General features: G+C 64.4%; 21 protein-coding genes and 1 pseudogene. 9 read left to right on the top strand and 13 right to left on the bottom strand.

Going from position 1 to position 24,102, the window contains the following annotated elements:
* Positions 1–25: 25 nt before the first annotated feature.
* A complete protein-coding gene (gene leuS / locus ABE528_RS06615) occupies positions 26–2,632 on the bottom strand; it encodes a leucine--tRNA ligase (RefSeq protein ID WP_346652501.1) in 2,607 nt (868 codons plus the stop codon).
* A 229-nt stretch (positions 2,633–2,861) separates the two neighbouring features.
* Between leuS and ABE528_RS06610 the strand changes: the two genes are divergently transcribed.
* Both ABE528_RS06610 and ABE528_RS06605 read left to right on the top strand, forming a co-directional pair.
* Positions 2,862–3,176 carry a hypothetical protein gene (locus ABE528_RS06610; RefSeq protein ID WP_152956218.1) on the top strand — a complete coding sequence of 105 codons (315 nt, stop codon included), beginning with the start codon at positions 2,862–2,864 and terminating at the stop codon, positions 3,174–3,176.
* A gap of 129 nt (positions 3,177–3,305) precedes the next feature.
* Positions 3,306–4,064, top strand: a pseudogene (locus tag ABE528_RS06605) (YdcF family protein); the annotation flags it as partial.
* Between the two features lie 67 nt (positions 4,065–4,131).
* On the opposite strand, the gene lnt reads toward ABE528_RS06605, so the two are convergent.
* The 4 genes from lnt to ABE528_RS06585 are packed head-to-tail and all read right to left on the bottom strand — an operon-like array spanning position 4,132 to position 7,987.
* Entirely contained in the window at positions 4,132–5,649 is a 1,518-nt protein-coding gene (gene lnt / locus ABE528_RS06600; RefSeq protein ID WP_346652500.1) for an apolipoprotein N-acyltransferase, read from the bottom strand.
* 8 nt (positions 5,650–5,657) lie between these two features.
* Complete coding sequence (locus ABE528_RS06595; protein ID WP_027917759.1) at positions 5,658–6,497, bottom strand: HlyC/CorC family transporter; 840 nt, start codon at positions 6,495–6,497, stop codon at positions 5,658–5,660.
* Positions 6,498–6,522: 25 nt separating this feature from the next.
* A complete protein-coding gene (gene ybeY / locus ABE528_RS06590; protein ID WP_346652499.1) occupies positions 6,523–6,996 on the bottom strand; it encodes an rRNA maturation RNase YbeY in 474 nt (157 codons plus the stop codon).
* Positions 6,989–7,987, bottom strand: a complete 999-nt coding sequence (locus tag ABE528_RS06585; protein WP_346652498.1) for a PhoH family protein — start codon at positions 7,985–7,987, stop codon at positions 6,989–6,991. Before ABE528_RS06585 ends, ybeY begins: the two co-directional genes overlap by 8 nt.
* A 174-nt stretch (positions 7,988–8,161) precedes the next feature.
* Between ABE528_RS06585 and ABE528_RS06580 the strand changes: the two genes are divergently transcribed.
* Positions 8,162–8,488, top strand: coding sequence for a DUF1820 family protein (locus ABE528_RS06580; RefSeq protein WP_085677149.1), 327 nt, complete (start codon positions 8,162–8,164; stop codon positions 8,486–8,488).
* Positions 8,489–8,491: 3 nt separating this feature from the next.
* On the opposite strand, the gene ABE528_RS06575 is transcribed toward ABE528_RS06580, so the two are convergent.
* From ABE528_RS06575 to ABE528_RS06560, 4 genes are all read right to left on the bottom strand, one after another.
* Positions 8,492–9,037, bottom strand: coding sequence for a tetratricopeptide repeat protein (locus ABE528_RS06575; protein ID WP_152956212.1), 546 nt, complete (start codon positions 9,035–9,037; stop codon positions 8,492–8,494).
* A 199-nt stretch (positions 9,038–9,236) separates the two neighbouring features.
* Entirely contained in the window at positions 9,237–10,520 is a 1,284-nt protein-coding gene (gene hemL, locus ABE528_RS06570) for a glutamate-1-semialdehyde 2,1-aminomutase (protein ID WP_346652497.1), read from the bottom strand.
* A gap of 17 nt (positions 10,521–10,537) precedes the next feature.
* Positions 10,538–11,161, bottom strand: a complete 624-nt coding sequence (thiE, locus tag ABE528_RS06565; RefSeq protein ID WP_346652496.1) for a thiamine phosphate synthase — start codon at positions 11,159–11,161, stop codon at positions 10,538–10,540.
* A gap of 13 nt (positions 11,162–11,174) precedes the next feature.
* Entirely contained in the window at positions 11,175–11,972 is a 798-nt protein-coding gene (locus ABE528_RS06560) for a hydroxymethylpyrimidine/phosphomethylpyrimidine kinase (RefSeq protein ID WP_152956294.1), read from the bottom strand.
* 265 nt (positions 11,973–12,237) lie between these two features.
* Between ABE528_RS06560 and ABE528_RS06555 the strand changes: the two genes are divergently transcribed.
* The 4 genes from ABE528_RS06555 to ABE528_RS06540 all read left to right on the top strand — a co-directional run bounded on the left by ABE528_RS06555 (position 12,238) and on the right by ABE528_RS06540 (position 18,193).
* Entirely contained in the window at positions 12,238–14,226 is a 1,989-nt protein-coding gene (locus ABE528_RS06555; protein ID WP_346652495.1) for a 7TM diverse intracellular signaling domain-containing protein, read from the top strand.
* 124 nt (positions 14,227–14,350) lie between these two features.
* Positions 14,351–16,003, top strand: a complete 1,653-nt coding sequence (locus ABE528_RS06550; protein WP_346652494.1) for an acyl-CoA dehydrogenase family protein — start codon at positions 14,351–14,353, stop codon at positions 16,001–16,003.
* 84 nt (positions 16,004–16,087) lie between these two features.
* Entirely contained in the window at positions 16,088–17,551 is a 1,464-nt protein-coding gene (gene amn / locus ABE528_RS06545; RefSeq protein WP_346652493.1) for an AMP nucleosidase, read from the top strand.
* 6 nt (positions 17,552–17,557) lie between these two features.
* Positions 17,558–18,193: a pseudouridine synthase gene (locus ABE528_RS06540; RefSeq protein ID WP_110637725.1), complete on the top strand. Its 636-nt coding sequence runs from the start codon at positions 17,558–17,560 to the stop codon at positions 18,191–18,193.
* 4 nt (positions 18,194–18,197) lie between these two features.
* Here ABE528_RS06540 and ABE528_RS06535 read toward each other — a convergent pair whose 3' ends face one another.
* Complete coding sequence (locus ABE528_RS06535; protein ID WP_027917747.1) at positions 18,198–18,401, bottom strand: DUF2788 domain-containing protein; 204 nt, start codon at positions 18,399–18,401, stop codon at positions 18,198–18,200.
* A 52-nt stretch (positions 18,402–18,453) separates the two neighbouring features.
* A complete protein-coding gene (locus ABE528_RS06530) occupies positions 18,454–18,930 on the bottom strand; it encodes an Lrp/AsnC family transcriptional regulator (protein WP_003249795.1) in 477 nt (158 codons plus the stop codon).
* 391 nt (positions 18,931–19,321) lie between these two features.
* Here ABE528_RS06530 and ABE528_RS06525 point away from each other — a divergent pair, with 391 nt between their 5' ends.
* A complete protein-coding gene (locus ABE528_RS06525) occupies positions 19,322–20,140 on the top strand; it encodes a DUF6515 family protein (protein ID WP_152956207.1) in 819 nt (272 codons plus the stop codon).
* A 1-nt stretch (position 20,141) separates the two neighbouring features.
* Here the strand turns inward: ABE528_RS06525 and ABE528_RS06520 are convergent, their stop codons facing one another.
* Together ABE528_RS06520 and ABE528_RS06515 are read right to left on the bottom strand one after the other, a co-directional pair.
* Complete coding sequence (locus tag ABE528_RS06520) at positions 20,142–21,011, bottom strand: cation diffusion facilitator family transporter (RefSeq protein WP_346652492.1); 870 nt, start codon at positions 21,009–21,011, stop codon at positions 20,142–20,144.
* A 25-nt stretch (positions 21,012–21,036) separates the two neighbouring features.
* A complete protein-coding gene (locus tag ABE528_RS06515; RefSeq protein WP_152956205.1) occupies positions 21,037–21,456 on the bottom strand; it encodes a polyribonucleotide nucleotidyltransferase in 420 nt (139 codons plus the stop codon).
* Positions 21,457–21,571: 115 nt separating this feature from the next.
* Between ABE528_RS06515 and hrpB the strand changes: the two genes are divergently transcribed.
* Complete coding sequence (gene hrpB / locus ABE528_RS06510; RefSeq protein WP_346652491.1) at positions 21,572–24,100, top strand: ATP-dependent helicase HrpB; 2,529 nt, start codon at positions 21,572–21,574, stop codon at positions 24,098–24,100.
* The last annotated feature ends 2 nt before the right edge of the window (positions 24,101–24,102 follow it).

Below are 24,102 nucleotides of genomic sequence, written 5' to 3'. Positions count from 1 at the left end.
CACCGGGTGCAGGTGGGCGTTGCCATCAGTTGGCGACGATGTTGACCAGTTTGCCCGGTACCACGATGACCTTGCGGATGGTCAGGCCATCGATGAAGCGCAGGACGTTTTCGTTGCTGCGGGCAGCGGCTTCGACTTCCTCGCGGCTGGCGGCGGCGGGCATTTCCACCTGGCCGCGCAGCTTGCCGTTGACCTGCACCACCAGGGTGATGCTGTCCTGCACCAGGGCGCTCTCGTCGACCGCCGGCCAGCCAGCGTCGATGACAGCCTGGTCGTGGCCCAGCTGCTTCCACAGCTCGTGGGAGATGTGCGGGGTGATCGGCGCCAGCAGCAGGGTCACGGCCTCCAGGCCTTCCTGCAGCAGGGCACGGTCCTGTTCGCTGGCCTGCGGGGCCTTTTCCAGCACGTTCATCACGGTCATCACCTGGGCGATGGCGGTATTGAATTTGTGGTACTGGCCGACGTCGGTGCTGGCCTGCTTGATCGCGGCGTGGATGGCGCGGCGGATGACCTTCTGCGCGTCGTCCAGGGCGGCGACATCCAGCTTGCCCGGCAGGCCTTGTGCGACATGGGCCTGGGCCAGGCGCCAGACACGGCGCAGGAAGCGGCTGGCACCTTCGACGCCGGAGTCGGACCACTCCAAGCTCGCGTCAGGCGGCGAGGCGAACATCATGAACAGGCGGCAGGTGTCGGCGCCGTACTGGTCGATCATCGATTGCGGGTCGACGCCGTTGTTCTTCGACTTCGACATCTTCTCGGTGCCGCCAATTTCCACCGGCAGGCCGTCGGTCTTCAGGCGGGCACCGATGATCTTGGCCTTGGCATCGCGCTCGATCTCGACGTCGGCCGGGTTGAACCAGTCCTTGCCGCCGTTGCTGGCCACGCGGTAGTAGGTCTCGGCGACCACCATGCCCTGGGTCAGCAGGTTCTTGAATGGCTCGTTGGAGGTGACCAGGCCTTCGTCACGCATCAGCTTGTGGAAGAAGCGCGCGTACAGCAGGTGCAGGATCGCGTGCTCGATACCGCCGATGTACTGGTCGACCGGCAGCCAGTGGTTGGCCGCTTTCGGGTCGACCATGCCACCTTCGTAGTTCGGCGAAGCGTAGCGGGCGAAGTACCAGGACGACTCGACGAAGGTGTCCATGGTGTCGGTTTCGCGCTTGGCCGCGGCACCGCATTTCGGGCAGCTGCACTCATAGAACTCAGGCATGCGTGCCAGCGGCGAACCGGCGCCGTCCGGCACCACGTTTTCCGGCAGGGTAACCGGCAGCTGGTCTTCTGGCACTGGCACGTCGCCGCACGACGGGCAGTGGATGATCGGGATCGGGCAGCCCCAGTAACGCTGGCGGCTGATGCCCCAGTCGCGCAGGCGGAACTGGGTGCGCGATTTGCCCAGTTCCTTGCGGATCAGGGCCGCTTCGATGGCGTCGAAGGCGCCAGCGAAGTCCAGGCCGTCGAACTCGGCGGAGTTGATCAGCTGGCCATGCTCGCCATAGGCAGCCAGCCATTCGCTGCCGACGTCATCGCCCGCGCTGGTGCGCACCACGGCCTTGACCGGCAGGTTGTACTTGTGGGCGAACTCGAAGTCGCGCTCGTCGTGGGCCGGCACTGCCATTACGGCGCCATCGCCGTAGTGCATCAGCACGTAGTTGGCGACCCACACCGGCAGCTTCTCGCCGGTCAGCGGGTGCTCGACGAACAGGGAAGTGGGCATGCCCTTCTTCTCCTGGGTGGCCATGTCGGCCTCGGCGACGCTGCCGCTCTTGCATTCGTCGATGAATGCCTGCAGCGCCGGGTTGCCCTGGGCGGCCTGGGTGGCCAGCGGGTGCTCGGCGGCAACGGCAACATAAGTGGCACCCATCAGGGTGTCCGGACGGGTGGTGAAGACTTTCAGCGTGCCTTCATGGCCAATGCTGGCCTGGTCGAACGGGAACTGCACTTCCATGCCGCGCGACTTGCCGATCCAGTTGCGCTGCATGGTCTTGACCTGCTCAGGCCAGCCCGGCAGCTCGTCGAGGCTTTCCAGCAGCTCGTCGGCGTAGTCGGTGATGCGGAAGTAGTACATCGGGATTTCGCGCTTCTCGATCAGCGCGCCCGAACGCCAGCCGCGGCCGTCGATGACCTGCTCGTTGGCCAGTACGGTCTGGTCGGCCGGGTCCCAGTTCACGGTCCCGTTCTTGCGGTAGATGATGCCTTTCTCGAACAGGCGGGTGAACAGCCACTGTTCCCAGCGGTAGTAGTCCGGCTTGCAGGTGGTGACTTCACGCGCCCAGTCGATGGCCAGGCCCAGGCTCTTGAGCTGGGTCTTCATGTAGTCGATGTTTTCGTACGTCCACTTGGCCGGGGCGACGTTGTTTTTCATCGCCGCGTTTTCCGCGGGCATGCCGAAAGCGTCCCAGCCCATTGGCTGCAGGACGTTCTTGCCCAGCATGCGCTGGTAGCGGGCAATCACGTCACCGATGGTGTAGTTGCGCACGTGGCCCATGTGTAGCTTGCCGCTCGGGTACGGGAACATCGACAGGCAGTAGTACGTATCCTTGCCTGGCTGTTCGGTAACAGCGAACGATTGTTGCTCGTCCCAGAAGTTCTGGGCGGCGGCTTCGATATCACGGGGCGTGTATTGTTCGTGCATGGCTACTTTTTGCTGAGAGAGAAGAGACCTTGTTCCAGGCAGCGGAACCTCGCTGCGTCCGGCACTCCGGTGTCGTTTTAGAGTGAACGCCGTAGCATACAGCAGCGCCGCGCATCGTGGGAAACCTTGATTGCGAATGCCCGCTGGTCGCGGCATCCGGCTGCTTTTTGCAGCGCCGCTAAGCTCAGGTGTGGGGGGAGATATTCTTTATCTTCAATGAGGTGAACGGATGGGAGAGACGCAGCTACCCGCAATCAAACCGGAGCTTTACGAACGCCTGATCGACCGTCTTGGCCTGGCACTGGAAGTCGCCAGAACCTCGGTAAGATTACGCGACGAGATGCCAGCCGAGCTGGAGTTGCGTGGCTTGAGCCATGCAGAGTTCGAAGTGATCAAGGCTTACCTGGATTCCCTCCCGGAACGCCGCAATGCCTGCGCCGGTACATTCCCGCAAGCGGAACCGGCAACGGCCAAGATTATCTGGCTCAAGGACAAGAAACGCCCCGCCAACTCGGCGAGATCCAGGACGCTGCCGCATCGCTAGCCGTTCAGGACGCCAGGCGCGGGCTTGCGCGCCGGTTCTACAATACACTTCCCAAGATCGACGCCGGCCTGGACTTGTTGACCGGCGTCGATCCTCTATAGGCTGCACGCCTTCCATGGAGGTGTGTCGATGCCGATTCGTTTTTTCATCAAGCAATGGCTGATGCCGCCTGGCGTCCTGTTCCTGCTGCTGCTCGCGGCCTGGTGGTTGCGCAGGCGGCGACCGCGGCTGGCGACGCTGTGTTTTGCGGTGGGGCTGGGAGGCCTGTGGTTGATGAGCTTGCCGTTGGTGGTGCAGGAGTCCGCAAGCCTGCTGGAGACCGAGCCGCCGCTGGCACCAGGTGATTGGGCCGGTCTGGCGAGCAGGGCTGACGCCATCGTCGTGCTTGGCGCCGGGCGCGAGCGCGGTGACCCGGCCTGGGGCGGTGATGACCAGCCTACGGCAACGGCGCTTGAGCGCATGCGTTTTGCTGCTCGGCTGGCGAAAGCCTCCGGGTTGCCGGTGCTGACCAGCGGCGGCTTGCATTACGGGACACCACCGAGCGAAGCGCAGTTGATGGCGGACCGCCTGCGTGAGGATTTCGCCGTCGAGGTGAAATGGAAGGAAGAGACCAGTCGGACCACCTGGGAGAACGCCCAGCTGAGCGCCAAGGTGTTGCAGCCGCTGGGAATTCACCGGGTGGTGGTGGTGACTCAGGCGTGGCATATGCAGCGTTCACGCTGGAGTTTCGAACGGGCCGGGTTCGAGGTGGTACCGGCGCCGGTAGGGTTCCTGGGGCGCGATCATGCACGGCCGTTCGCTGGCTTGCTGCCGGAGAACCGGGCCATGTGGCAGAGCGGGCAGTTGCTCAATGAAGCGGTGGGGTTGGTGGGGTATCGGTTGTTCTACGTACCCTGGCGTCGCCAGTGCCGGCCTCTTCGCGCGGCGGCCCGCGAAGCGCCCGGCGCAGGAAGACTTAAACAGTCTTGGCAATACGCCCCGCCAGCAACGCCCAGCCCAGCAACAGCACACACAGAATCGCCAGCGGCCAGGACCGCCACTGCAGGTAAGGCGTCAGCTGCTGCATCGGCACCACTTCGCCATACAGCACCGCCCGCTGGAACTGCGGCACTTCTGCGGTGATCCGGCCAAACGGGTCGATCAGCGCGGTCACGCCGTTGTTGGTGGCGCGGATCATCCAGCGGCCGGCCTCCAGCGCACGCATCTGGGCCATCTGCAGGTGTTGCAGCGGGCCGATCGAGGTACCGAACCAGGTATCGTTGCTGATGGTCAGCAGCAGGTCGCTGCGTGCCGCCAGGCCTGCAGCGAACTCGGGGTAGACCACTTCGTAGCAGATGAACGGCGCAATCTGGTAGCCCTTGGCCTGCAGCAGTGGCTGGTCCGCGGGGCCGCGGGCAAAGTCCGACATCGGCAGGTTGAAGAACTCGATCGCGCCGCGAAGCATGTCCTGCAAGGGCACATACTCGCCAAACGGCACCAGTTTCTGCTTGAGGTAGGTACCGTCGCCTTCGCCGGTCACGGTGACGCCGTTGTAGTAGCGGCGCTGATGATGCACCACTTCACGTACGGGTACGCCGGTGATCAGCGCCGAATGCCGATCGGCAGCAAAGCGGCCCATCACATCGATATAGCCTTGAGCCTGGTCCTTGAGCACCGGCACGGCGGTTTCCGGCCACACCAGCAGGTCAACCGGCCTGGAGCTGAAGCTCATGTCGCGGTACAGCGCCAGCTGCGCGTCGATGTGGGCCGGGTCCCATTTCAGGTCTTGCTCGACGTTGCCTTGCAAGGCTGCAACCTTGAGCGGGTCGCCGGCGGGCGTGGTCCAAGCGTGGTCCTTGAGGGCCATGCCTGTCACCCATGGCGCCAGCAGCAGTACCACGCCGATGGCCAGGAACGAGCGGCGTTCGCGCAGGCGGTGCAGGTTGCACAGCAGCGCGGCGCTCAGTGCCAGGACGAAGGAAATCAGCCACACGCCACCCAACGGCGCAAGGCCCGCCAGCGGGCCATCGAGTTGGCTGTAACCGGCGTACAGCCAGGGGAAACCAGTGAGGAACCAGCCACGGAAAGCTTCCTGCAGCAGCCACAGGGCGGCGAAGCACAGGGCGTCGGCCAGGGGCGCCTCATTGCGCCGGAACCAGCGTGCCCATAGCCAGGTGGGGAGGGCAAAGAACCAGGCGAGAGCGGCGAAGAACGCCAGCAGCAACACGATCGCCAGCAACGGCGAGGCGCCGCCGTAGGTATTCATGCTGACGTAGATCCACCAGGTGCCTGCGCCGTACAGGCCAAAGCCGAACCACCAGCCACGCCACATGGCCTGACGCGGGCTGAGCTCACGCAGGCCAAGGTAGAGCAAGGCGATGGACAGCAGCGCCAGCGGCCAGATGTCGAACGGCGCCAGGGCCAGGAGGGTCGATGCGCCGGCCGCCAGGGCCAGCAGGTTACCGGGCCAGCCGGGGCGGGTGATCCAACGCATGTTTGTCCTTAGCGGGTGATCGGGGTCAGGCGCAGCAGGTGTATCCGCCGGCTGTCGGCATTGAGAATGCGGAACTTGTAGGCGCCGATCTCGGTGGTCTCGTTGCGCTTGGGCAGGTGGCCGAAGGCACTCATCACCAGGCCGCCGACGGTGTCGAACTCATCATCCGAGAATTCGCTGTCGAAGAACTCGTTGAAGTTGTCGATCGGGGTCAGCGCCTTGACCAGGAAGTCGCCGCTGGGCAGCGGCTTGATGTAGCTGTCTTCTTCGACGTCGTGCTCGTCCTCGATGTCACCGACGATCTGTTCCAGCACATCCTCGATGGTCACCAGGCCCGCCACGCCGCCGTACTCGTCGATGACGATGGCCATGTGGTTGTGGTTGGCGCGGAACTCGCGCAGCAGCACGTTCAGGCGCTTGGACTCCGGCACGAAGGTGGCCGGGCGCAGCAGGTCCTTGATGTTGAAGCTGTCGCCGTTCTCCTTGAGGATCAGCGGCAGCAGGTCCTTGGCCAGCAGGATCCCGAGCACATCGTCATGGCTTTCGCCGATCACCGGGTAGCGCGAGTGGGCGGCGTCGATGACGGCCGGGAGGAACTCGCGCGGCGATTGGGTCGCCTTGATGCTGATCATCTGCGAACGCGGGACCATGATGTCGCGTACCTGCAGGTCGGCGACCTGGATGGCGCCTTCGACGATGGTCAGCGCTTCGCTGTCGAGCAGCTTGTTCTGATGGGCTTCGCGCAGCAGCTCAAGGAGCTCCTGGCGGTTTTTCGGCTCATGGGCAAAAGCCTGGGTCAGTTTACCCAGCCAGGACTTCTGCCCGTTGCTCGATCGATCTTCGCTCATGGCGGTTCTCGTGATCCTTCGTGTATCAGTGTGTGAGAGGTTCGTTTTCATCGTCGGCGTACGGGTCAGGGTGACCCAGTTCTGCCAGCAATTCCCGTTCCAGCGCTTCCATTTCCTCGGCCTCATCGTCTTCGATGTGGTCGTAGCCGAGCAAGTGAAGGCAGCCGTGGATGACCAGGTGCGCCCAGTGCGCTTCCAGCGATTTGCCTTGTTCGGCGGCCTCGCGCTCGACCACCGGCACGCAGATCACCAGGTCGCCCAGCAGCGGGATGTCGAGCAGGTCATCGGGCACGTCGGCCGGGAACGACAGCACATTGGTCGCGTAGTCCTTGTGCCGGTAGGTGTGGTTGAGTTCGCGGCCTTCGGCTTCGTCGACCAGACGAATGGTCATTTCCGAATCGGCTGTGCGCTGGCGCAGGGCCAGCTCGCACCAGCGGCGGAAGGCAGCGTCATCCGGGGCGGCAGCAACCGTGGCCCGTTGCAGGTCAAGTTCAAGCATCTTTGCCGGGGACCTCGGGCTTGGCCTGGCGCGCTTCGAAGCGGTCGTAGGCCTCGACGATACGCTGCACCAGTGGGTGACGAACCACATCTTTGGGTTGGAAATGGGTAAAACTGATCCCCGGTACGTCCTTGAGCACGTCGATCACATGCGTCAGGCCCGACTTGGTGCCGCGTGGCAGGTCGACCTGGGTGATGTCACCGGTGATCACCGCAGTCGAGCCGAAGCCGATACGGGTGAGGAACATCTTCATCTGTTCGAGCGTGGTGTTCTGGCTCTCGTCGAGGATGATGAAGCTGTTGTTCAGGGTACGGCCGCGCATGTAGGCCAGCGGGGCGATCTCGATCACCTGGCGCTCGATCAGCTTGGCCACATGCTCGAAACCGAGCATTTCGTACAACGCGTCGTACAGCGGGCGCAGGTACGGGTCGATCTTCTGGGCCAGGTCGCCAGGCAGGAAGCCGAGCTTTTCGCCCGCCTCGACTGCCGGGCGCACCAGCAGGATGCGGCGCACCTGCTCGCGCTCCAGGGCGTCGACGGCGCAGGCGACGGCAAGGTAGGTCTTGCCGGTACCGGCCGGGCCGATGCCGAAGTTGATGTCGTTGGCCAGGATTTCCTTGACGTAGCGCTGCTGATTGACGCCGCGCGGGCGGATATTGCCCTTGCGCGTGCGCAACGAGACGCTGACCTCATTGACCGCCGGGTTGTCGATGTTCTCCACCGTCGACTCCTGCAGGTACAGATGCACGGTTTCCGGCGACAGGTCTGTGGCCTTGGCCTCGCGGTAGAGGCGGCGCAGCAGTTGCTCGGCAGCGGAAGTGGTCTTGGGTTCGCCGATCAGCTCGAATTGGTTGCCGCGGTTGCGGATTTCGATGGCCAGGCGTTGTTCGATCAGGCGCAGGTGCTCGTCGAACTGGCCGCACAAGTTGGCGAAACGGTGGGCCTCGAAAGGTTCGAGGATGAAACGATGGGGTTGTATGGGTGCGTTCAAGGTCGTTTTTAGCCGCTCGACGGCAATGAATGTGAACTCAAGAATAACCCTTGAAGGGCAGTGGCGAAAGCACTGAAACGATCAAGGGTTGGTACAAGCTGTGTACCTGCGCGGGCCAGGGCCCGCTCTGCTATGATGCGCGCCTTTTCTTACGCATGTGTTATCCCGCCGAACATGAGCAAACGCGAACCCGCCATCTATAAAGTGATCTTCCTCAACCAGGGGCAGGTCTTCGAGATGTATGCCAAGCAGATCTACCAGAGCGACCTGTGGGGGTTTCTGGAAATCGAGGAGTTCGTTTTCGGCGAGCGCACGCAGGTGGTGGTCGACCCGAGCGAGGAGAAGCTCAAGAATCAGTTCGAAGGGGTGATCCGCAGCTTCGTGCCGATGCATTCGATCGTGCGCATCGATGAGGTGGAGCGCCTGGGCACGGCCAAGATCAGCGAGGCCAGGGCCAGCGGCAACGTGATGCCGTTCCCCATGCCGATGCCGGAGAAGTAAGGGTCAGGGGAGTGGTGAGAACGGCGTGCGCCCTTCGGCGTTCTGCAGTTCCAGCAGATACTTGCGGAAGATCTGGCCGAGCACCTGGGTGGCGTGCTCCAGCTCGTCGCGAGGCATCTGTTCGGTCACTTCGTCGGCCATGTCCAGCGCATCTTCAGCGCCGTTGACCGCGGCCATCTTCAGCAGGATGTAGGCCTGCACGTTATTGGCCTTGACCCCTTCGCCATGGAAGAACATGGCGCCAAGGCGGTACTGGGCTTCGGCGTGGCCTTGCAGCGAGGCCTTCTCGAACCAGTCCAGGGCCTTTTTCAGGTTTTTTGGCGTCAGCGTGTAGTAGTACTCACCCAGCTCGAATTGTGCCTGGGCGTCCCCGGTCGCCGCCGTTTCCTCGCAGGCTTTCAGCGCGTTCTGCAGGTCTTCTGGCTGAACATTGAGCGTGCAGCGCCCCGTTGCCGGAATCAGCAACGAGTTACCGCCCTCCGCCAGGGCCAGCAGGGGCTGAAGAAGCAACAGGCAGCCCAAGGTCAGGGCGCGGCCGGTGCGGTTCATGGGGATCGACTTACCTCTGCAAAGCTGCGGCCAATGTCTCTGGTGGCACATTATGGGATAAGCAGCGCCAACCTTACAAAGTTTTACGCGAAAAACTGTCTGGGTGGGGAAGATAACTGATTGTGCAGGGGCTTTTATTGCCTGTGCCGGCCTCTGTGGAAGCGGCTTAAGCCGCGAAGAGGCCGGCACAGTTGCCACATTACTTCAGTGCAGCGAACGCCCGCTCAGCCGCATCCAGGGTGATCTGCAGCTCTTTTTCACCGTGGGCGATGGAAGTGAAGCCGGCCTCGAACGCACTCGGCGCCAGGTACACGCCACCGTCGAGCATCAGGTGGAAGAAGCGCTTGAAGCGTTCGGCATCGCTGGCCATCACGTCTTCGAAGGTGACGATGTCGTCGGCACCGCTGAAGTACAGGCCGAACATGGCACCCGCCTGGGTGGTGACGAACGGCACGCCCGCAGCATCGGCACGTTGCTGCAGGCCATCGAGCATGCGGCTGGTGAAGGCGGTCAGTTCGTCATGGAAGCCTGGGCGGCTGATCAGCTTCAGGGTGGTCAGCCCGGCAGCCATGGCCAGCGGGTTACCGGACAGGGTACCGGCCTGGTAGACCGGGCCCAGCGGGGCGATGCAGCCCATGATTTCGCGTTTGCCACCGAAGCAGCCAACCGGCATGCCGCCGCCGACGATCTTGCCGAAGGTCGACAGGTCTGGCTTGATGCCGTAGTAACCCTGGGCGCCGCCGAGCGAGACGCGGAAACCGGTCATCACTTCGTCGAAAATCAGTACCACACCGTGCTTGTCGCACTGCTCGCGCAGGCCTTCGAGGAAGCCTGGCGCCGGCGGTACGCAGTTCATGTTGCCGGCCACCGGCTCGACGATGATGCAGGCCACGGTCTGGCCGACTTCGGCGAGGGTCTTCTCGACCGCAGCGATGTCGTTGAACGGCAGGGTCAGGGTGTGCTTGGCGAAGTCCGCCGGTACGCCTGCCGAACTCGGCACGCCTTGGGTCAGCAGGCCGGAACCGGCCTTGACCAGCAGGCTGTCGGAGTGGCCGTGGTAGCAGCCTTCGAACTTGATGATGGCGTCGCGGCCGGTGTAGCCACGGGCCAGGCGGATGGCGCTCATGGTCGCTTCGGTGCCGGAGCTGACCATGCGTACCATTTCCATCGACGGCACCAGCGAGCAGACCAGGTCGGCCATCTCGGTTTCCATCGCAGTCGGTGCGCCGTAGGACAGGCCGTGTTCCAGCTGGCGGCGTACCGCATCGAGCACGTCAGGGTGGCCGTGGCCGAGGATCATCGGGCCCCACGAGCCGACATAGTCGACGTAGCGCTTGTCATCTTCGTCGACGACGTAGGCGCCTTCGGCATGCTTGAAGAACAGCGGGGTGCCGCCGACGCTCTTGAAAGCGCGGACCGGCGAGTTGACGCCGCCAGGGATGTGCTTCTGGGCTTGGGCGAACAGGGCTTCGGAACGGGACATGGGATCTTCTCTCGAAATCAGGAAGCGAACAGGGCATTGAAGGCGCGGGCGCGGCGGGTGACTTCCTGCGCGCTGTCGGCACCGAACAGGCCGTGGATCACCGCCAGCAGGTCGGCACCATGGGCGATCAGCGGGGCAGCGTTGTCGAGGGTGATGCCACCGATCACCGCGATCGGCAGTTTCACCTGGGCACGGGCCTGCTCCAGCAGCTCGACGTTGGCAGCCGGCGCACCGGGCTTGGTGACGGAATTGAAGAAGCGACCAAAGGCCACGTAGCTGGCACCTTCGCTGGCCGCCTGGGCGGCCAGTTCGAGGCTGGCGTGGCAGGTGGAGCCGATGATCGCCTGGCGGCCGAGCAGGGCGCGCGCCGGTGTCAGCGGGCCGTCGGTCTGGCCCAGGTGCACGCCGACGCCCAGGCGTGCGGCCAGTTCGGCGTCGTCGTTGATGATCAGCTGGGTGCCGTAGCGCTCGCAAAGCTTCATCAGCGCCTCGGCCTCACGCAGGCGGCGGGCAGCGTCATCGCCCTTGTCGCGGTACTGCAGCAGGCACACACCGCCTTCCAGCGCGGCTTCGACGTGGGACAGGAAACGGCCGGCGAGCAGCTGGCTGTCGGTGATTGCGTACAGACCGCGTAGCTTCATTGAAAGCCTCGTATCAGGAGCAGTAATCCAGGGGCAGGCGGCGCGGGACGTACTGGCCCTTGCCCAGCTGTTCGGCGTCGCGCAGGGTGCGCCAGGTGTAATCCAGGGCACTTTTCACCGCGCTTTGCAGTTGCTCGCCAAGGGCCAGGCGACCGGCCAGGGCGCTGGCCAGGGTGCAGCCGGAACCGTGGTAGCTGCCCGGCAGACGCTGGCAGGTCCAGGTGTGGCTCAGGCCATCGCGGCTGTACAGGCGATTGTGGATTTCGTCCTCGTCACCGTGCCCCCCGGTAATCAGCAGGTTTTTACAGAACGGCAACAGTTTTTCGGCACACTCGTCGGCAGTGCCTTCAGGGAGTTCGGCCAGGATGCGCGCCTCTGGCAGGTTTGGCGTGGCGATGGTTGCCAGCGGCAGCAGGCGTTCGCGCAGGGCATAGCCGACTTCGTCCTTGCCCAGGCGGCCACCGCCACCGGCACGCAGCACCGGGTCGCAGACCAGCGGCAGGTGCGGGTGGGCACTGAGCAGTTCGGCGACGGTGTCGACCATGCCGATCGAGCCGAGCATGCCCAGCTTGACGGCGGCGACCGTGGAGTCGGCCAGCACGGCATTGGCCTGGGCCAGGACCCACTCGCGGTCGAGCACGCGGAAGTCGGAAACGTTGACGGTATCCTGCACGGTCAGGGCGGTCACGGTCGGTGCGGCGTGACAGCCTTGGGCGATCAGGGCTTCGATATCTGCCTGCAAGCCGGCGCCGCCACTTGGGTCGTGGCCGGAGAGACAGAGGACAACGGGGCGGGAGCTGTAGGTATTCATGGTCGGCGAGCTTACCACCAAACCCATTTGCGCGGATCGTCCTACAAACGAGATTTGTTGATCGAGCGGTCAGGTTTGCCTGGGTGATTGCTCTGAAAGCATTGTTTTAGAGCCTTTTAATCGAAAATTGGAGTGGCCCGTGGCCAGCGTTGAAAGCTATGCTAGAGTGCTCGGATAACTCGACAAACGGGCTCTGCCGGATTTCGTCGTCTCAAAAGGATCGGAGGCCATCGCGACGCGACCGGACAGGCCATGCTGGGGCTGTATGCGCTATTTGCTGATTGTGCTTCTGGGCTTGTTGCCCGTGCTGGCCGGAGCCGTCGAAATCGACGAAGCGACCCGCCACCTTCCGTTGGGCAAGATCATGCAGGTCTACGAGGACCGTGATGGCAGCGCGAGCATTGCCCAGGTCAGCGCGCCTATCTTTGCCAGCCGTTTCCGCACGCACCACCAGGATGTGCTGAACGCGGGTTACTCGACTTCGGTGTTCTGGCTCAAGGTCGACCTGCACTATGTGGCCTCTGCCGATGCGCAGCCGCGCCAGTGGTTGCTGGAGCTGGCATATCCCCCCATGGACCATATCGAACTGTACCTGCCGGGCAGCGATGGCGGGTTCCGCCTGGCCCAACGCACCGGCGACGCCTTGCCCTACGACAGCCGGCAGATCCGCCAGAACAATTACCTGTTTGAACTGCCGCTGCGGCCCGGGCAGTCGACCACCGCCTACCTGCGCCTGCACAGTCAGGGGTCGGTGCAGGCGCCGCTGGCGTTATGGTCCGCCGAAGCCTATCTGGAAGACCAGCCGACCCGCCTCTATGTGCTGGGCATGATCTACGGCGTGCTGCTGGTGATGGCGGTGTACAACTTGTTCATCTATCTCAGCGTGCGAGACGTCAGTTACCTCTACTACATCCTCTACATTGCCTCGTTCGGCTTGTATCAGGTGTCGGTGAACGGGGCCGGGGTTGCTTACTTCTGGCCGGACAGCCCCTGGTGGGCCAACGCTGCGACGCCGCTGTTCATTGGCGCTGCGGGCCTGTTCGGTTGCCAGTTCGCGCGTCACTTCCTGCAGTTGGACAGGATCAGCCGCAGTTTTGACCGGCTTTTGCAGCTATTGATGCTCGGTGGCGTGCTGGTGATGGTGTTGTCGGTGAGCATGCGCTACGGCATCGCCTTGCGCATGGCCACGGTGCTGGCCCTGCTGTTTACCGTGAGCATCTTTGCCGCCGGGTTGTATGCCTGGGTGCGTGGCCTGCGCGTGGCGCGTTGGTTCATCATCGCCTGGACGGCGTTCCTGGTCGGTGGGCTGATCAATACCCTGATGGTGCTGGGTTACCTGCCCAACCTGTTCATCACCATGTATTCCAGCCAGCTGGGGTCGGCGCTGGAAGTGGCGTTGCTGTCGCTGGCCCTGGCCGACCGCATCAACAGCATGCGCGAACAGCAGGCGCAGACCTTGCGTGATACCGGCGAGGCGTTGGAGCAGATGAACCAGCAACTGGCCAGGAGCAATCACCTGAAGGACGAGTTCCTCGCCACCGTTACCCACGAACTGCGCACGCCGATGAATGGCGTGATCGGCTCGATGGAACTGATGCACACACTGCCCATGAGTGCCGAGATGGCCCAGTACCACCGCACGGCGGTCGGCTCGGCCCAGGACATGATGGACATGGTGGACGATATTCTCGCCTTGACCGAATTGCAGGCCGGCCGCATGCGCCTGCAGGCGCTGCCATTCAGCCTGCGGCGCACGTTGCAGGACTTGCGTGCCGGCTATGCCGGAACGGCCCTGGGCAAGGGTTTGTACCTGAGCCTGGACATCCCCGCCGAACTGCCGGACGAGTTGCTGGGCGATGCGCAGAAACTGACCCGCTGCCTGGGCTGCCTGGTGGACAACGGCTTGAAGTTCACCCATCAGGGTGGGGTGATGGTGCAGGTCCGCGGTCGCCGCCTAGGCCCCGACAACCTGGCGTTGACCTTCACCATCAGCGACAGCGGCATCGGTTTCGATGATTTGGACCAGGCGATCCTCTATCAGCGTTTCTTCCAGGTCGATGGCTCGATGACCCGGCGTTATGGCGGGTTGGGTATTGGCTTGTCGATCTGCCGGCAGTTGGCCGAGTTGCTTGGCGGCAAGCTGTCCCATGAGTCGACGCGGGGGTTGGGGAGCCGCTTTGAGTTGAGTGTGAACATGGCTGTTTCGCAGGTACAGATGACCCCGACGACCCTGCAGACGCGGCGTTCGCTTTGAGGGGGGCGCTGATACTGTTATGGCGAGCCCTGGGCCACATGTTTAGTCATTATTGTCACTTTGACTGACTCGCAGGGAGTGCTTCACTGGGCCTTTCAGGCATGCCCGGATCCAGGAGCTCCCGATGAACCTGCACCAGTACGCTGAAACCCACGAAGTCACCAACCAGCCACCATCACTCGACGGGGCCAACCTGTACCGCCTGGACCTGCCGCTGCAGGAGTGGTCGCGGCGTTTCGGGGCCGGTTGGGCCGAAGCGCGGATCGACGCTTATGGTGCCTTGGCCGGCGGCCCGCTGATGGCCGCGGGCTTCCTGGCCAATGCGCACAAGCCGGAATTCAGCAGCCATGACCGCTATGGCCACCGCATCGACCTGGTCGAGTTCCACCCCGCCTACCACGAGTTGATGCGCACTGCCGTCGAACATGGCCTGCCATCGTTGCCCTGGGCCGAACCCAGGCCCGGTGCCCACGTGGCGCGGGCTTCGATGACCTACCTGCACAGCCAGGCCGAAGCCGGTACTGGCTGCCCGCTGACCATGACCTTCGCCGCCGTACCTGCGTTGCGACTGCAACCCGAGCTCGCCGAATACTGGCTACCGAAGATCCTTGCCCGCGAATACGACCCGCGCAATGTCGGTGACCGCCACAAGGCCGGCGTCACCCTTGGCATGGCCATGACCGAGAAGCAGGGTGGCACCGACGTACGCGCCAACACCACCCGCGCTTACCCGGTTGGCAGCCCCGGCCCTGGTCAGCCCTACGAGCTGGTGGGGCACAAGTGGTTCTGCTCGGCACCGATGTGCGATGCCTTCCTGACCCTGGCGCAGACCGACAAGGGCCTGAGTTGCTTCCTGCTACCGCGCCACCGGCCCGACGACAGCCGTAACCAGTTCTACATCCAGCGCCTGAAGAACAAGCTGGGCAACAGCTCCAATGCCTCCAGCGAAGTCGAGTTTCGCGGTGCCCTGGCGTGGATGGTGGGCGAGGAGGGGCGCGGCGTGCCGACCATCATCGAGATGGTGGCCATGACCCGCTTCGACTGCATGGTCGGCTCCAGCGCGCTGATGCGTCAGGCGCTGACTCAGGCGGCGCACCACTGCGCCCATCGCAAGGTCGGCGGCCGGGTGCTCAACGAACAACCCCTGATGCAGAACGTGCTCGCCGACCTGGCGCTGGAAAGCGAGGCCGCGCTGGCCTTGAGCCTGCGCATGGGGCAAGCCCTGGAGCAGCTCGACGACCCGCAGCAGGCGCATTTCGCGCGTTTGGTCACGGCGGTGGGCAAGTACTGGATCTGCAAACGGGCGCCGGCCATGATCAACGAGGCCGCCGAGTGCCTGGGCGGTGCAGGCTATGTCGAAGACAGCATCTTGCCGCGGCTGTATCGCGAAGCGCCAGTCAACTCGACCTGGGAAGGTTCTGGCAACGTGCAATGCCTGGACGTGTTGCGGGCCTTGTCCAAGGAGCCAGGGGTGCTCGATGCCCTGTTCGCCGAGCTGGGCGACGGGCATGGCGACCCGCGCCTGGCCGCGCACATCGGCAACCTCAAGGGGGCGTTCGCCGATACCAGCGATATCCAGTACCGGGCACGGCAGTTGACCGAGGACATTGCCTTGGCATTGCAGGCCAAGCTGCTGCTGGAGGCGGGCAATGCGCTGGTCAGCGATGCCTTTATCGATAGCCGGCTGAGCGCTGGCGGGCGCGTGTATGGCGCATTGCCGCGAGGCATCGATGTCGCGGCGCTGGTGGCGCGGGCGACACCGGCCTGGCCAAGTTGAAGACGGCGGCTCACCACTGGGGATGTATTTAGTAACAAAGGCAGGCAAGATGGCTGACATGCATGTCCAGACAGGAAGCCCAGTGTGAGCCAAGCTTTTGTAGTCGTTGATACCCCCGAACAGGCCGTCGACCGTCTGGCGGCCCTGCATGAACAGGCCACCGGGGCCCTGAGCCAGGCCCTCAAGCGTTACCTGAAGGACCGTACCGAGCCGGGCGCCGACGAGCGCGCCTTGTACCGCTACCCGGCACTGCGCCTGACCTACTACAGCCACGGCGAGGTGGCTGCCACCACTCGCGCCTACGCCAAGGTCCAGGTAGCGGGCACCTACAGCGTCACCGTCACCCAGCCCTCGGCATTCCGTGGTTACCTGCTGGAGCAGCTGCGCCCGCTGATGCATGACTACACGGTGACCGTGGAAGTCGGCGTCAGTGAACAGAACATCCCGTACCCCTATGTGGTCGACCAGGGCGATGAACTGGCCGGCAGCGGCATCACAGCTGCCGAACTGGCGCGGGTGTTCCCCAGCACCGACCTGTCGGCAGCCACCGACAACATTGCCGATGGCCTGTGCGACTGGGGCACTGCCGAGACCCTGCCGCTGGCGCTGTTCGATGCCGCCCGCGTGGATTTCTCGCTGCGCCGTCTGGTGCACTACACCGGCAGCGACTGGCGTCATGTGCAGCCGTGGATCCTGCTGACCAACTACCACCGGTATGTCGACCAGTTCATCAGCCATGGCCTCGAACAACTGCGTGAAGACCCGCGCTTCGTGCGCATGGTGCTGCCGGGCAACGTGGTGATCGAAAAGGGCATGGACCACGGCGAGGCCCAGGCCCTGGTAGCCAGCGTGGTGTGGCACCGCTATCAGATGCCGGCCTACCACCTGATCGCTGGCGACGGTGATGGCGTGACCCTGGTCAACATCGGTGTCGGCCCATCCAACGCCAAGAACATCACCGACCACCTGGCGGTGCTGCGCCCGCACTGCTGGCTGATGATCGGCCATTGCGGCGGCCTGCGTCAGTCGCAGACCATCGGCGACTATGTCTTGGCCCACGCCTACATGCGCCGCGACGGCATTCTTGACCGTGTGGTGCCGCCGAACATTCCGATTCCGGCCCTGGCCGAGGTGCAGCTGGCGCTGCAGGAAGCCGCGGCACAGGTGACCGGCGAGCGTGGCGAAGAGCTGAAGAAACGCCTGCGCACCGGCACCGTGCTGACCTACGACGACCGCAACTGGGAGCTGCGCTGGGCCCAGGAGCGACCGTTGATCAACCTGTCGCGTGCCGTGGCAGTGGACATGGAAAGCGGCACCATCGCAGCCCAGGGCTATCGCCTGCGGGTACCGTATGGCACCTTGCTGTGCGTGTCCGACAAACCATTGCACAGCGAAATCAAGCTGCCGGGTTCGGCCAACGCCTTCTACAACCGTGCGGTCAGCCAGCACCTGAAGATCGGCATCGCTGCCCTCGACCTGCTGCGCACCGAGCTCAATTCGTTGCACTCGCGTAAACTGCGCAGCTTCGATGAGCCGCCGTTCCGCTGAGGATCCATGCCACTGCCACCCCGTTCCAAGCCGCGCCGCCCCCAGGCGCGGCCTGCCGGCCCCCGTCGCCAGGCCAAGGCGCCACCGGCCGAGCCACGCTTGATCCTGTTCAACAAGCCATTCGACGTGCTGACCCAGTTCAGTGACGGTGAGGGGCGCGCGACCCTCAAGGATTTCATCGACATCCCAGGCATATACCCGGCTGGGCGGCTCGACCGTGACAGCGAAGGCTTGTTGCTGCTGACCAACGATGGCGGGCTGCAGGCGCGTATTGCCGACCCGAAGCACAAGTTGCCCAAGACCTACTGGGTGCAGGTGGAAGGCGAGCCGAGCGACGAGCAGATCCAGCGTTTGCGCGATGGCGTGGAGCTCAATGATGGGCCAACCCTGCCCGCCGAAGCCCGGCGCCTAGACGAGCCCGAGCTATGGCCACGCAATCCGCCAGTGCGGTTTCGCAAGAGCGTGCCGACCAGCTGGCTGGAGCTGGTGATTCGCGAGGGGCGCAATCGCCAGGTGCGGCGGATGACTGCCGCAGTCGGCTTGCCGACCTTGCGCCTGGTGCGGGTGCGGATCGGCGACTGGGCGCTGGATGGGCTGGAGCAGGGTTGCTGGCGTGAGGTTGCCCCGAAACTCACGCGTTGAGGGCCTAGACCCCTTCGAGAAACGCCACCACCACGCTCTTGATGATGAAGGCCAACACCCCCAGCCCGAGCACGAAGAACAGGATCATCGTGCCAAAGCGCCCGGCCTTGGACTTTTTCGCCAGGTCCCAGACGATGAAGCCCATGAAACCGATCAGTACGGTGACCAGTACGATCATCATCCACTCTTCGAATACGGCGGGATCCATCGGTGTTCTCCAGGCAGGCTGAGCTTGCGATTATACGCGGGCGAGCGGGCGTTTAGCGCAAATGGGTCAATGGCAGCTCGGTGCTTGCCAGTACCTGGTTGAGCACGAAGCTCGAACGCACGCTGGTCACGCCTTCGATCCGGGTCAGGCTGCCTAGCAGCAGCTTCTGGTAGTGGTCCATGTCGGGTACCACCACCTTGAGCTGGTAGTCGGCATCCATCCCGGTGACCAGGCTGCATTCGAGCACTTGCGGCAGGTTGCGGATGGCGGCTTCAAACGTCTCGAAGCGCTCCGGGGTGTGCCGGTCCATGCCGATCAGCACGTAGGCGGTCAGGCTCAGGCCGAGCTTCTTGCGGTCGAGCAGGGCGACCTGGCGCGAGATATAGCCGTCGTCTTCCAGTTGCTTGACCCGACGCGAGCACGGCGATGGCGACAGGCCGATGCGTTCGGCCAGCTCCTGGTTGGAGATGCGCGCGTCGCGCTGCAATTCGGCGAGGATGCTCAGGTCGTAGCGGTCAAGTTTGCTCATGGAAAAGGCCTTTTCTGTTCGGATTGCGGTGAATTATCGATCCAGGGTTAAAAATTGCGCAAGTGCTATTTATCTGAGCAATCTTCGCAATCCTGTGCCGCAGCCTCTCCCGTATCGTTAACTCCAGAATCACTGCCCGGACATCAGTCCACGGCGACGCGCCCTAGGCGGGCGGTCGCGGCCAGCCATCCAACAGGATCTGCAGGCCCCCGGGCTACACAGCTTCCAGAAGACGCTGTGAGGTGAGCCGGCGCCACAAGTGCCGAGCACGGACGACAATTCTCAAAGGGAGGCCAATGGCCTCCCTTTTTTCATGGCCGCGATTTCATCTGCCCGTGGTGCCAGCACGGTAGACTGGTTGCATGCCGTTTTATTGACCGTGAGGAACAACATGAAGTCGCGCATCTGGCAGTTGGCAGGTGTTGGTTTGCTGGGTTTGAGTATCAGTCTTGGGGTTATGGCCGAAGGGCCGGGCGAGGGGCATGGCAACGAAGGTAGCCCCGGCCGCCCACTCAACTCGCGTGACGAAGTACAGCAGACCCAGCCCGCGCGGCAGGGCTACTATCAGGATATCCCCCGGCACAACGGCGACAACCGCCACTGGCAAGCCGGCGGCCCAGGCCAACGGCCCGGCGGCGACTGGCAGGGGCGCCCGGACGGCCACGGCAATGGCTGGGGCCCCGGGCCGCAGTATCGCCCAGGGCACACCGTCGATCATTTCCCGGACCGCTATGCCAAGGTGCCGTACCGCGGCAATGACTACTACTACTCCGGTGGTTACTGGTACCGCCCGCATGGTGGCAGCTACGTGGTGGTGACCCCGCCCTACGGCGTGCGGGTCAACTACCTGCCGTCCTATGCACGGGAAGTCTGGCTGGGCGGCGCGCTGTTCTTCCTGGTGGCCGACACCTACTACCAGTACCTGGCCGACAGCCAGGAGTATGTCGTGGTCAACCCGCCCGCCATGGCCCCGGCACCGATGCCGGCGGCAGCCCCGGCCGGCAACAGCTACGACGTGATTGCCTACCCGATGTATGGCCAAGGGCAGGAGCAGCAGGACCAGGACCGCTACCAGTGCCACCGCTGGGCAGTGAGCCAGTCAGGCTTCGACCCGGCAACGGCACCTTATGCGCCACCCGTCGAGGTGGCGAGCAACTACCGACGGGCGCTGAGTGCCTGCTTCAGTGGCCGAGGCTACAGCGTCAACTGATTCACACCGGGTCGGCATGCACCATCACATCCGCCTGTGGATAACGCTGGCGGATGACTTCCGATGCCTGCACGCACAAGTCGTGTGCCGCGTTCAGCGGCAGCTGCCCGGGTAACTCCAGGTGCAGTTGCACGAACCACTGGTTGCCCGACACCCGCGTGCGCAGGTCATGCACGCCTTCGACGCCGGGAATGCCCAGCACCAGTTCGACCATCCCCTCGCCAATGTCACCCGGCAGCTCCTTGTCCATGAGGATCGCCGTGCTCTCGCGGGCGATCTGCAATGCACTCCAGAGGATGTACAGCGCGATGCCCAAGCCGAACAGCGCATCCATCTGCGCCCAGCCCAGGCGTGCCAGCAGCAGGGCGAGCAGGATGCTGCCATTGAGCAGCAGGTCGGAACGGTAGTGCAGCGAGTCGGCGCGCACTGCGGTCGAGCCGGTCAGGCGAATCACCTTGCGCTGCAACGCCAGCAAGGCGACGGTCAGCGCCAGCGACAACAGCATCACGCCGATGCCGATGGCCGTGTCACCCAGCGGTTGCGGGTCTTGCAGGCGTTCATAGGCCTGTATCCCGATCAGCACCGCGCTGACCCCGATGAACAGCGCCTGGGCCATGCCAGCCAGGGCCTCGGCCTTGCCGTGGCCGAAGCGATGATCGTCATCGGCCGGGCGCAGGGCGTAGTGCACGGCAAGCAGGTTGAGGAACGAGGCGACGGCATCCAGTGCCGAGTCGGTCAGCCCGGCCAGCAGGCTGACCGAGCCACTGAGCCACCAGGCCACGGCCTTGCTGACGACCAGAATGCTGGCCACTGCCAGTGATGCGCGGGTGGCCAGGCGCAGCAGGCGTTGGTGTTCGGCTGGGGTGATCATGCTCAGGGCATTGTCCTTGTCAGTGTCAGGCTGCAGGAATCAGACCCAGGGTCGCCAGTTGCTCGACGCTGCCGCGGTGCTGGATCAGCCGTGGGTCATCCAGTGGCAGGCGCTGGCCCAGTTCGCTTTCGAGAATGGCCTGCAGCTTGAGGTTGTCGACCTTGCCATCCGGGCTGACGGCGTCACGCAGTTTTGCCGGATCGACCTGGGCCGTGCGCCCGCCCTTGTAGTAGATGGCACCCGTGGCGAAGTCGATACCAAAGGCGATCAGGCCCGGGATCACGTAGAACAGGATGCCGATGGCGTCCATTGCGGCTACTACGGGGTCGATCTTGCCGCCGATCTGGCCACGGCGCTCGGGATACAAGATGGTGCCGCAGGCCGTCAGCTGGGTCAGCAGGGTGACGATCAGGGCGCCACCAATGACGCGGGATGGGATGCGCATGTAAATCTCCGAAAAGTATTCAGCAGGGCAAGCGAAGCGCCAGCACCTGAAGCTAAGACCATGATAGAGCAGGCTGGGTTCGCCGTTATACTCGCCAGACTGTTCGAGGACCACCATGATTTCTTTACCGATCGATGCCGTCTTGCCCGCCCTGCGCGAAGCCTTGGAAAACCGCGACGAAGCCGTGCTCGAAGCGCCCCCCGGTGCGGGCAAGACCACCCGCGTGCCGCTGGCGCTGCTCAATGAGCCGTGGCTGGCCGGGCAGACCATCCTCATGCTCGAGCCGCGCCGCCTGGCTGCGCGGGCGGCGGCCGAGCGTCTGGCCAGTGAACTGGGCGAAAAGGTCGGCGAAACCGTGGGCTACCGCATCCGCCTGGACAGCAAGGTCGGGCCGAACACGCGCATCGAGGTGGTCACCGAAGGCATCCTCACCCGCCGTTTGCATGCCGACCCGGCACTCGATGGCGTGGGCCTGCTGATCTTCGATGAATTTCATGAGCGCAGCCTGGATGCCGACCTGGCTCTGGCGCTGAGCCTCAATGGCCGCGAACTGCTGCGTGACGACCCTGCGCTGAAAATCCTGCTGATGTCCGCGACCCTGGAAGGCGAGCGCCTGTCGCGGTTGCTGGGCGACGCGCCAGTGGTGAGCAGCGAAGGCCGCATGCACCCGGTGGATATCCGCTGGGGCCGGCCGTTCCAGCCGGGCGAGTTCATCGAGCCGCGGGTTGTGGACAACGTGTTGCTGGCACTGGCCGAGCAGCCCGGCAGCGTGCTGGTGTTCCTGCCCGGCCAGGCCGAGATCCGTCGCGTGCATCAAAGCCTGCAGGAGGCCCTGGGTGAGCGGCCAGATGTGCTGCTGTGTCCGCTGCACGGCGAACTGGACCTCAATGCCCAGCGCGCCGCCATCGACCCGCCGGCCAAAGGCCTGCGCAAGGTGGTACTGGCGACCAACATCGCCGAAACCAGCCTGACCATCGACGGCGTGCGCGTTGTCATCGATGCTGGCCTGGCGCGCGTGCCGCGCTTCGATCCGGGCAGCGGCATGACCCGCCTGGACACCCAGCGCATTTCCCGCGCCAGCGCCACCCAGCGCGCCGGCCGGGCAGGGCGCCTGGAACCTGGCGTGTGCTACCGCCTGTGGTCCGAGGCCCAGCATGACCAGCTGGCTGCCTACGGCAGCGCCGAGATCCTCCAGGCCGACCTCGCCGGCCTGGCCCTGCAGCTTGCGCGCTGGGGGGTTACCCCCGATCAGCTGTGCTGGCTCGACCAGCCGCCAGCCGCGGCCTTCTCCCAGGCCCAGGACCTGCTGGCGCGGCTGGGCGCGTTCAAGCCGGGCAGCCGCGACAACCTCAGCGACCACGGTCAGGCCATGGCCGAACTGCCGGCTCATCCACGCATCGCCCACCTGCTGCTGCGCGGCCAGGATCTCGGCCTGGCGACGATGGCCTGCGATGTCGCCGCCTTGCTTGGCGAGCGCGATATCCAGCGCGGGGGTGGTGCCGACCTGCACAGCCGCCTGGCGCTGGTCAGCGGTGAGAGCAAGGCCAGCCGGGGTGGCCAGGGCGGTGTGCAGCGCGCCCGACAGCTCGCTCGGCAATACCGTGGCCTGTTGCGCGGCAAGGCCGTGGCGGCGGTTGCCGACCCCGACCATCCGCGTTGGCTTGGCGCATTGCTGGCGCTGGCCTATCCCGATCGGGTCGCCCAGCAGCGGCGCGAGGGGGGCGCCGAGTATCGTCTGGCCAATGGCCGTGCCGCCTTGTTCGCCGAGGTCGACGCGTTGATGAAATGCCCGTGGCTGGTAATCGCCGATCTGGGCAGCCGTCAGGGTCAGCGGGAAGAGCGCATCTACCTGGCGGCCGAGTTCGACCCGGCGCTGCTCGATGATGTGCTGGCCGAACAGGTCGAGCGCGTCGATATCCTCGATTGGGACGAGCGCGAGCAGGTGCTGCGCGCCGAACGCCAGACCAAGGTCGGCGAACTGGTGTTGGGCCGCGAACCGTTGCCTGGCCTGGATGACGAAGCCCGCGCCAAGGCGTTGCTTGGCCTGGTGCGGCGCAAAGGCCTGAACCTGCTGAACTGGACCCCGGAGCTGCGCCAATGGCAAGCGCGGGTCGCGCTGTTGCGTCAGCTGGATCTAGACAAGGAGGGGCAGAGCGAATGGCCCGACCTGAGTGACGAGGCTTTGCTGGCGAATATGGAAGACTGGCTGCAGCCTTACCTGGGCAAGGTCTCGCGCCTGAGCCACTTCGCCGCCCTGGACCTGTCCTCGATCATGCGCAACCTGCTGCCCTGGCCATTGCCGCAGCGTCTGGACGAATGGGCGCCGGCTCATCTGGCGGTACCGTCCGGCTCGAACATCCGCCTGGACTACAGTGAGAGCCCGCCCATTCTCGCCGTGCGCCTGCAAGAGTTGTTCGGCCTGGCCGATACCCCGCGCATTGCCCAGGGCCGCCAGCAGGTGAAACTGCATCTGTTGTCGCCGGCGCGGCGTCCGGTGCAGGTGACCCAGGACCTGGCCAACTTCTGGCGCACGACCTATGCCGAGGTGAAGAAGGACCTGAAGGGCAGGTACCCCAAGCACTATTGGCCAGATGATCCCTTGGTCGCTGAAGCTACCGCGCGGGCCAAGCCGCGCGGCACTTGAGG

The organism is Pseudomonas sp. TWI628 (assembly GCF_039673865.1).
Lineage (GTDB): Bacteria > Pseudomonadota > Gammaproteobacteria > Pseudomonadales > Pseudomonadaceae > Aquipseudomonas.
This window is presented reverse-complemented; position numbering and strand designations above follow the sequence as displayed.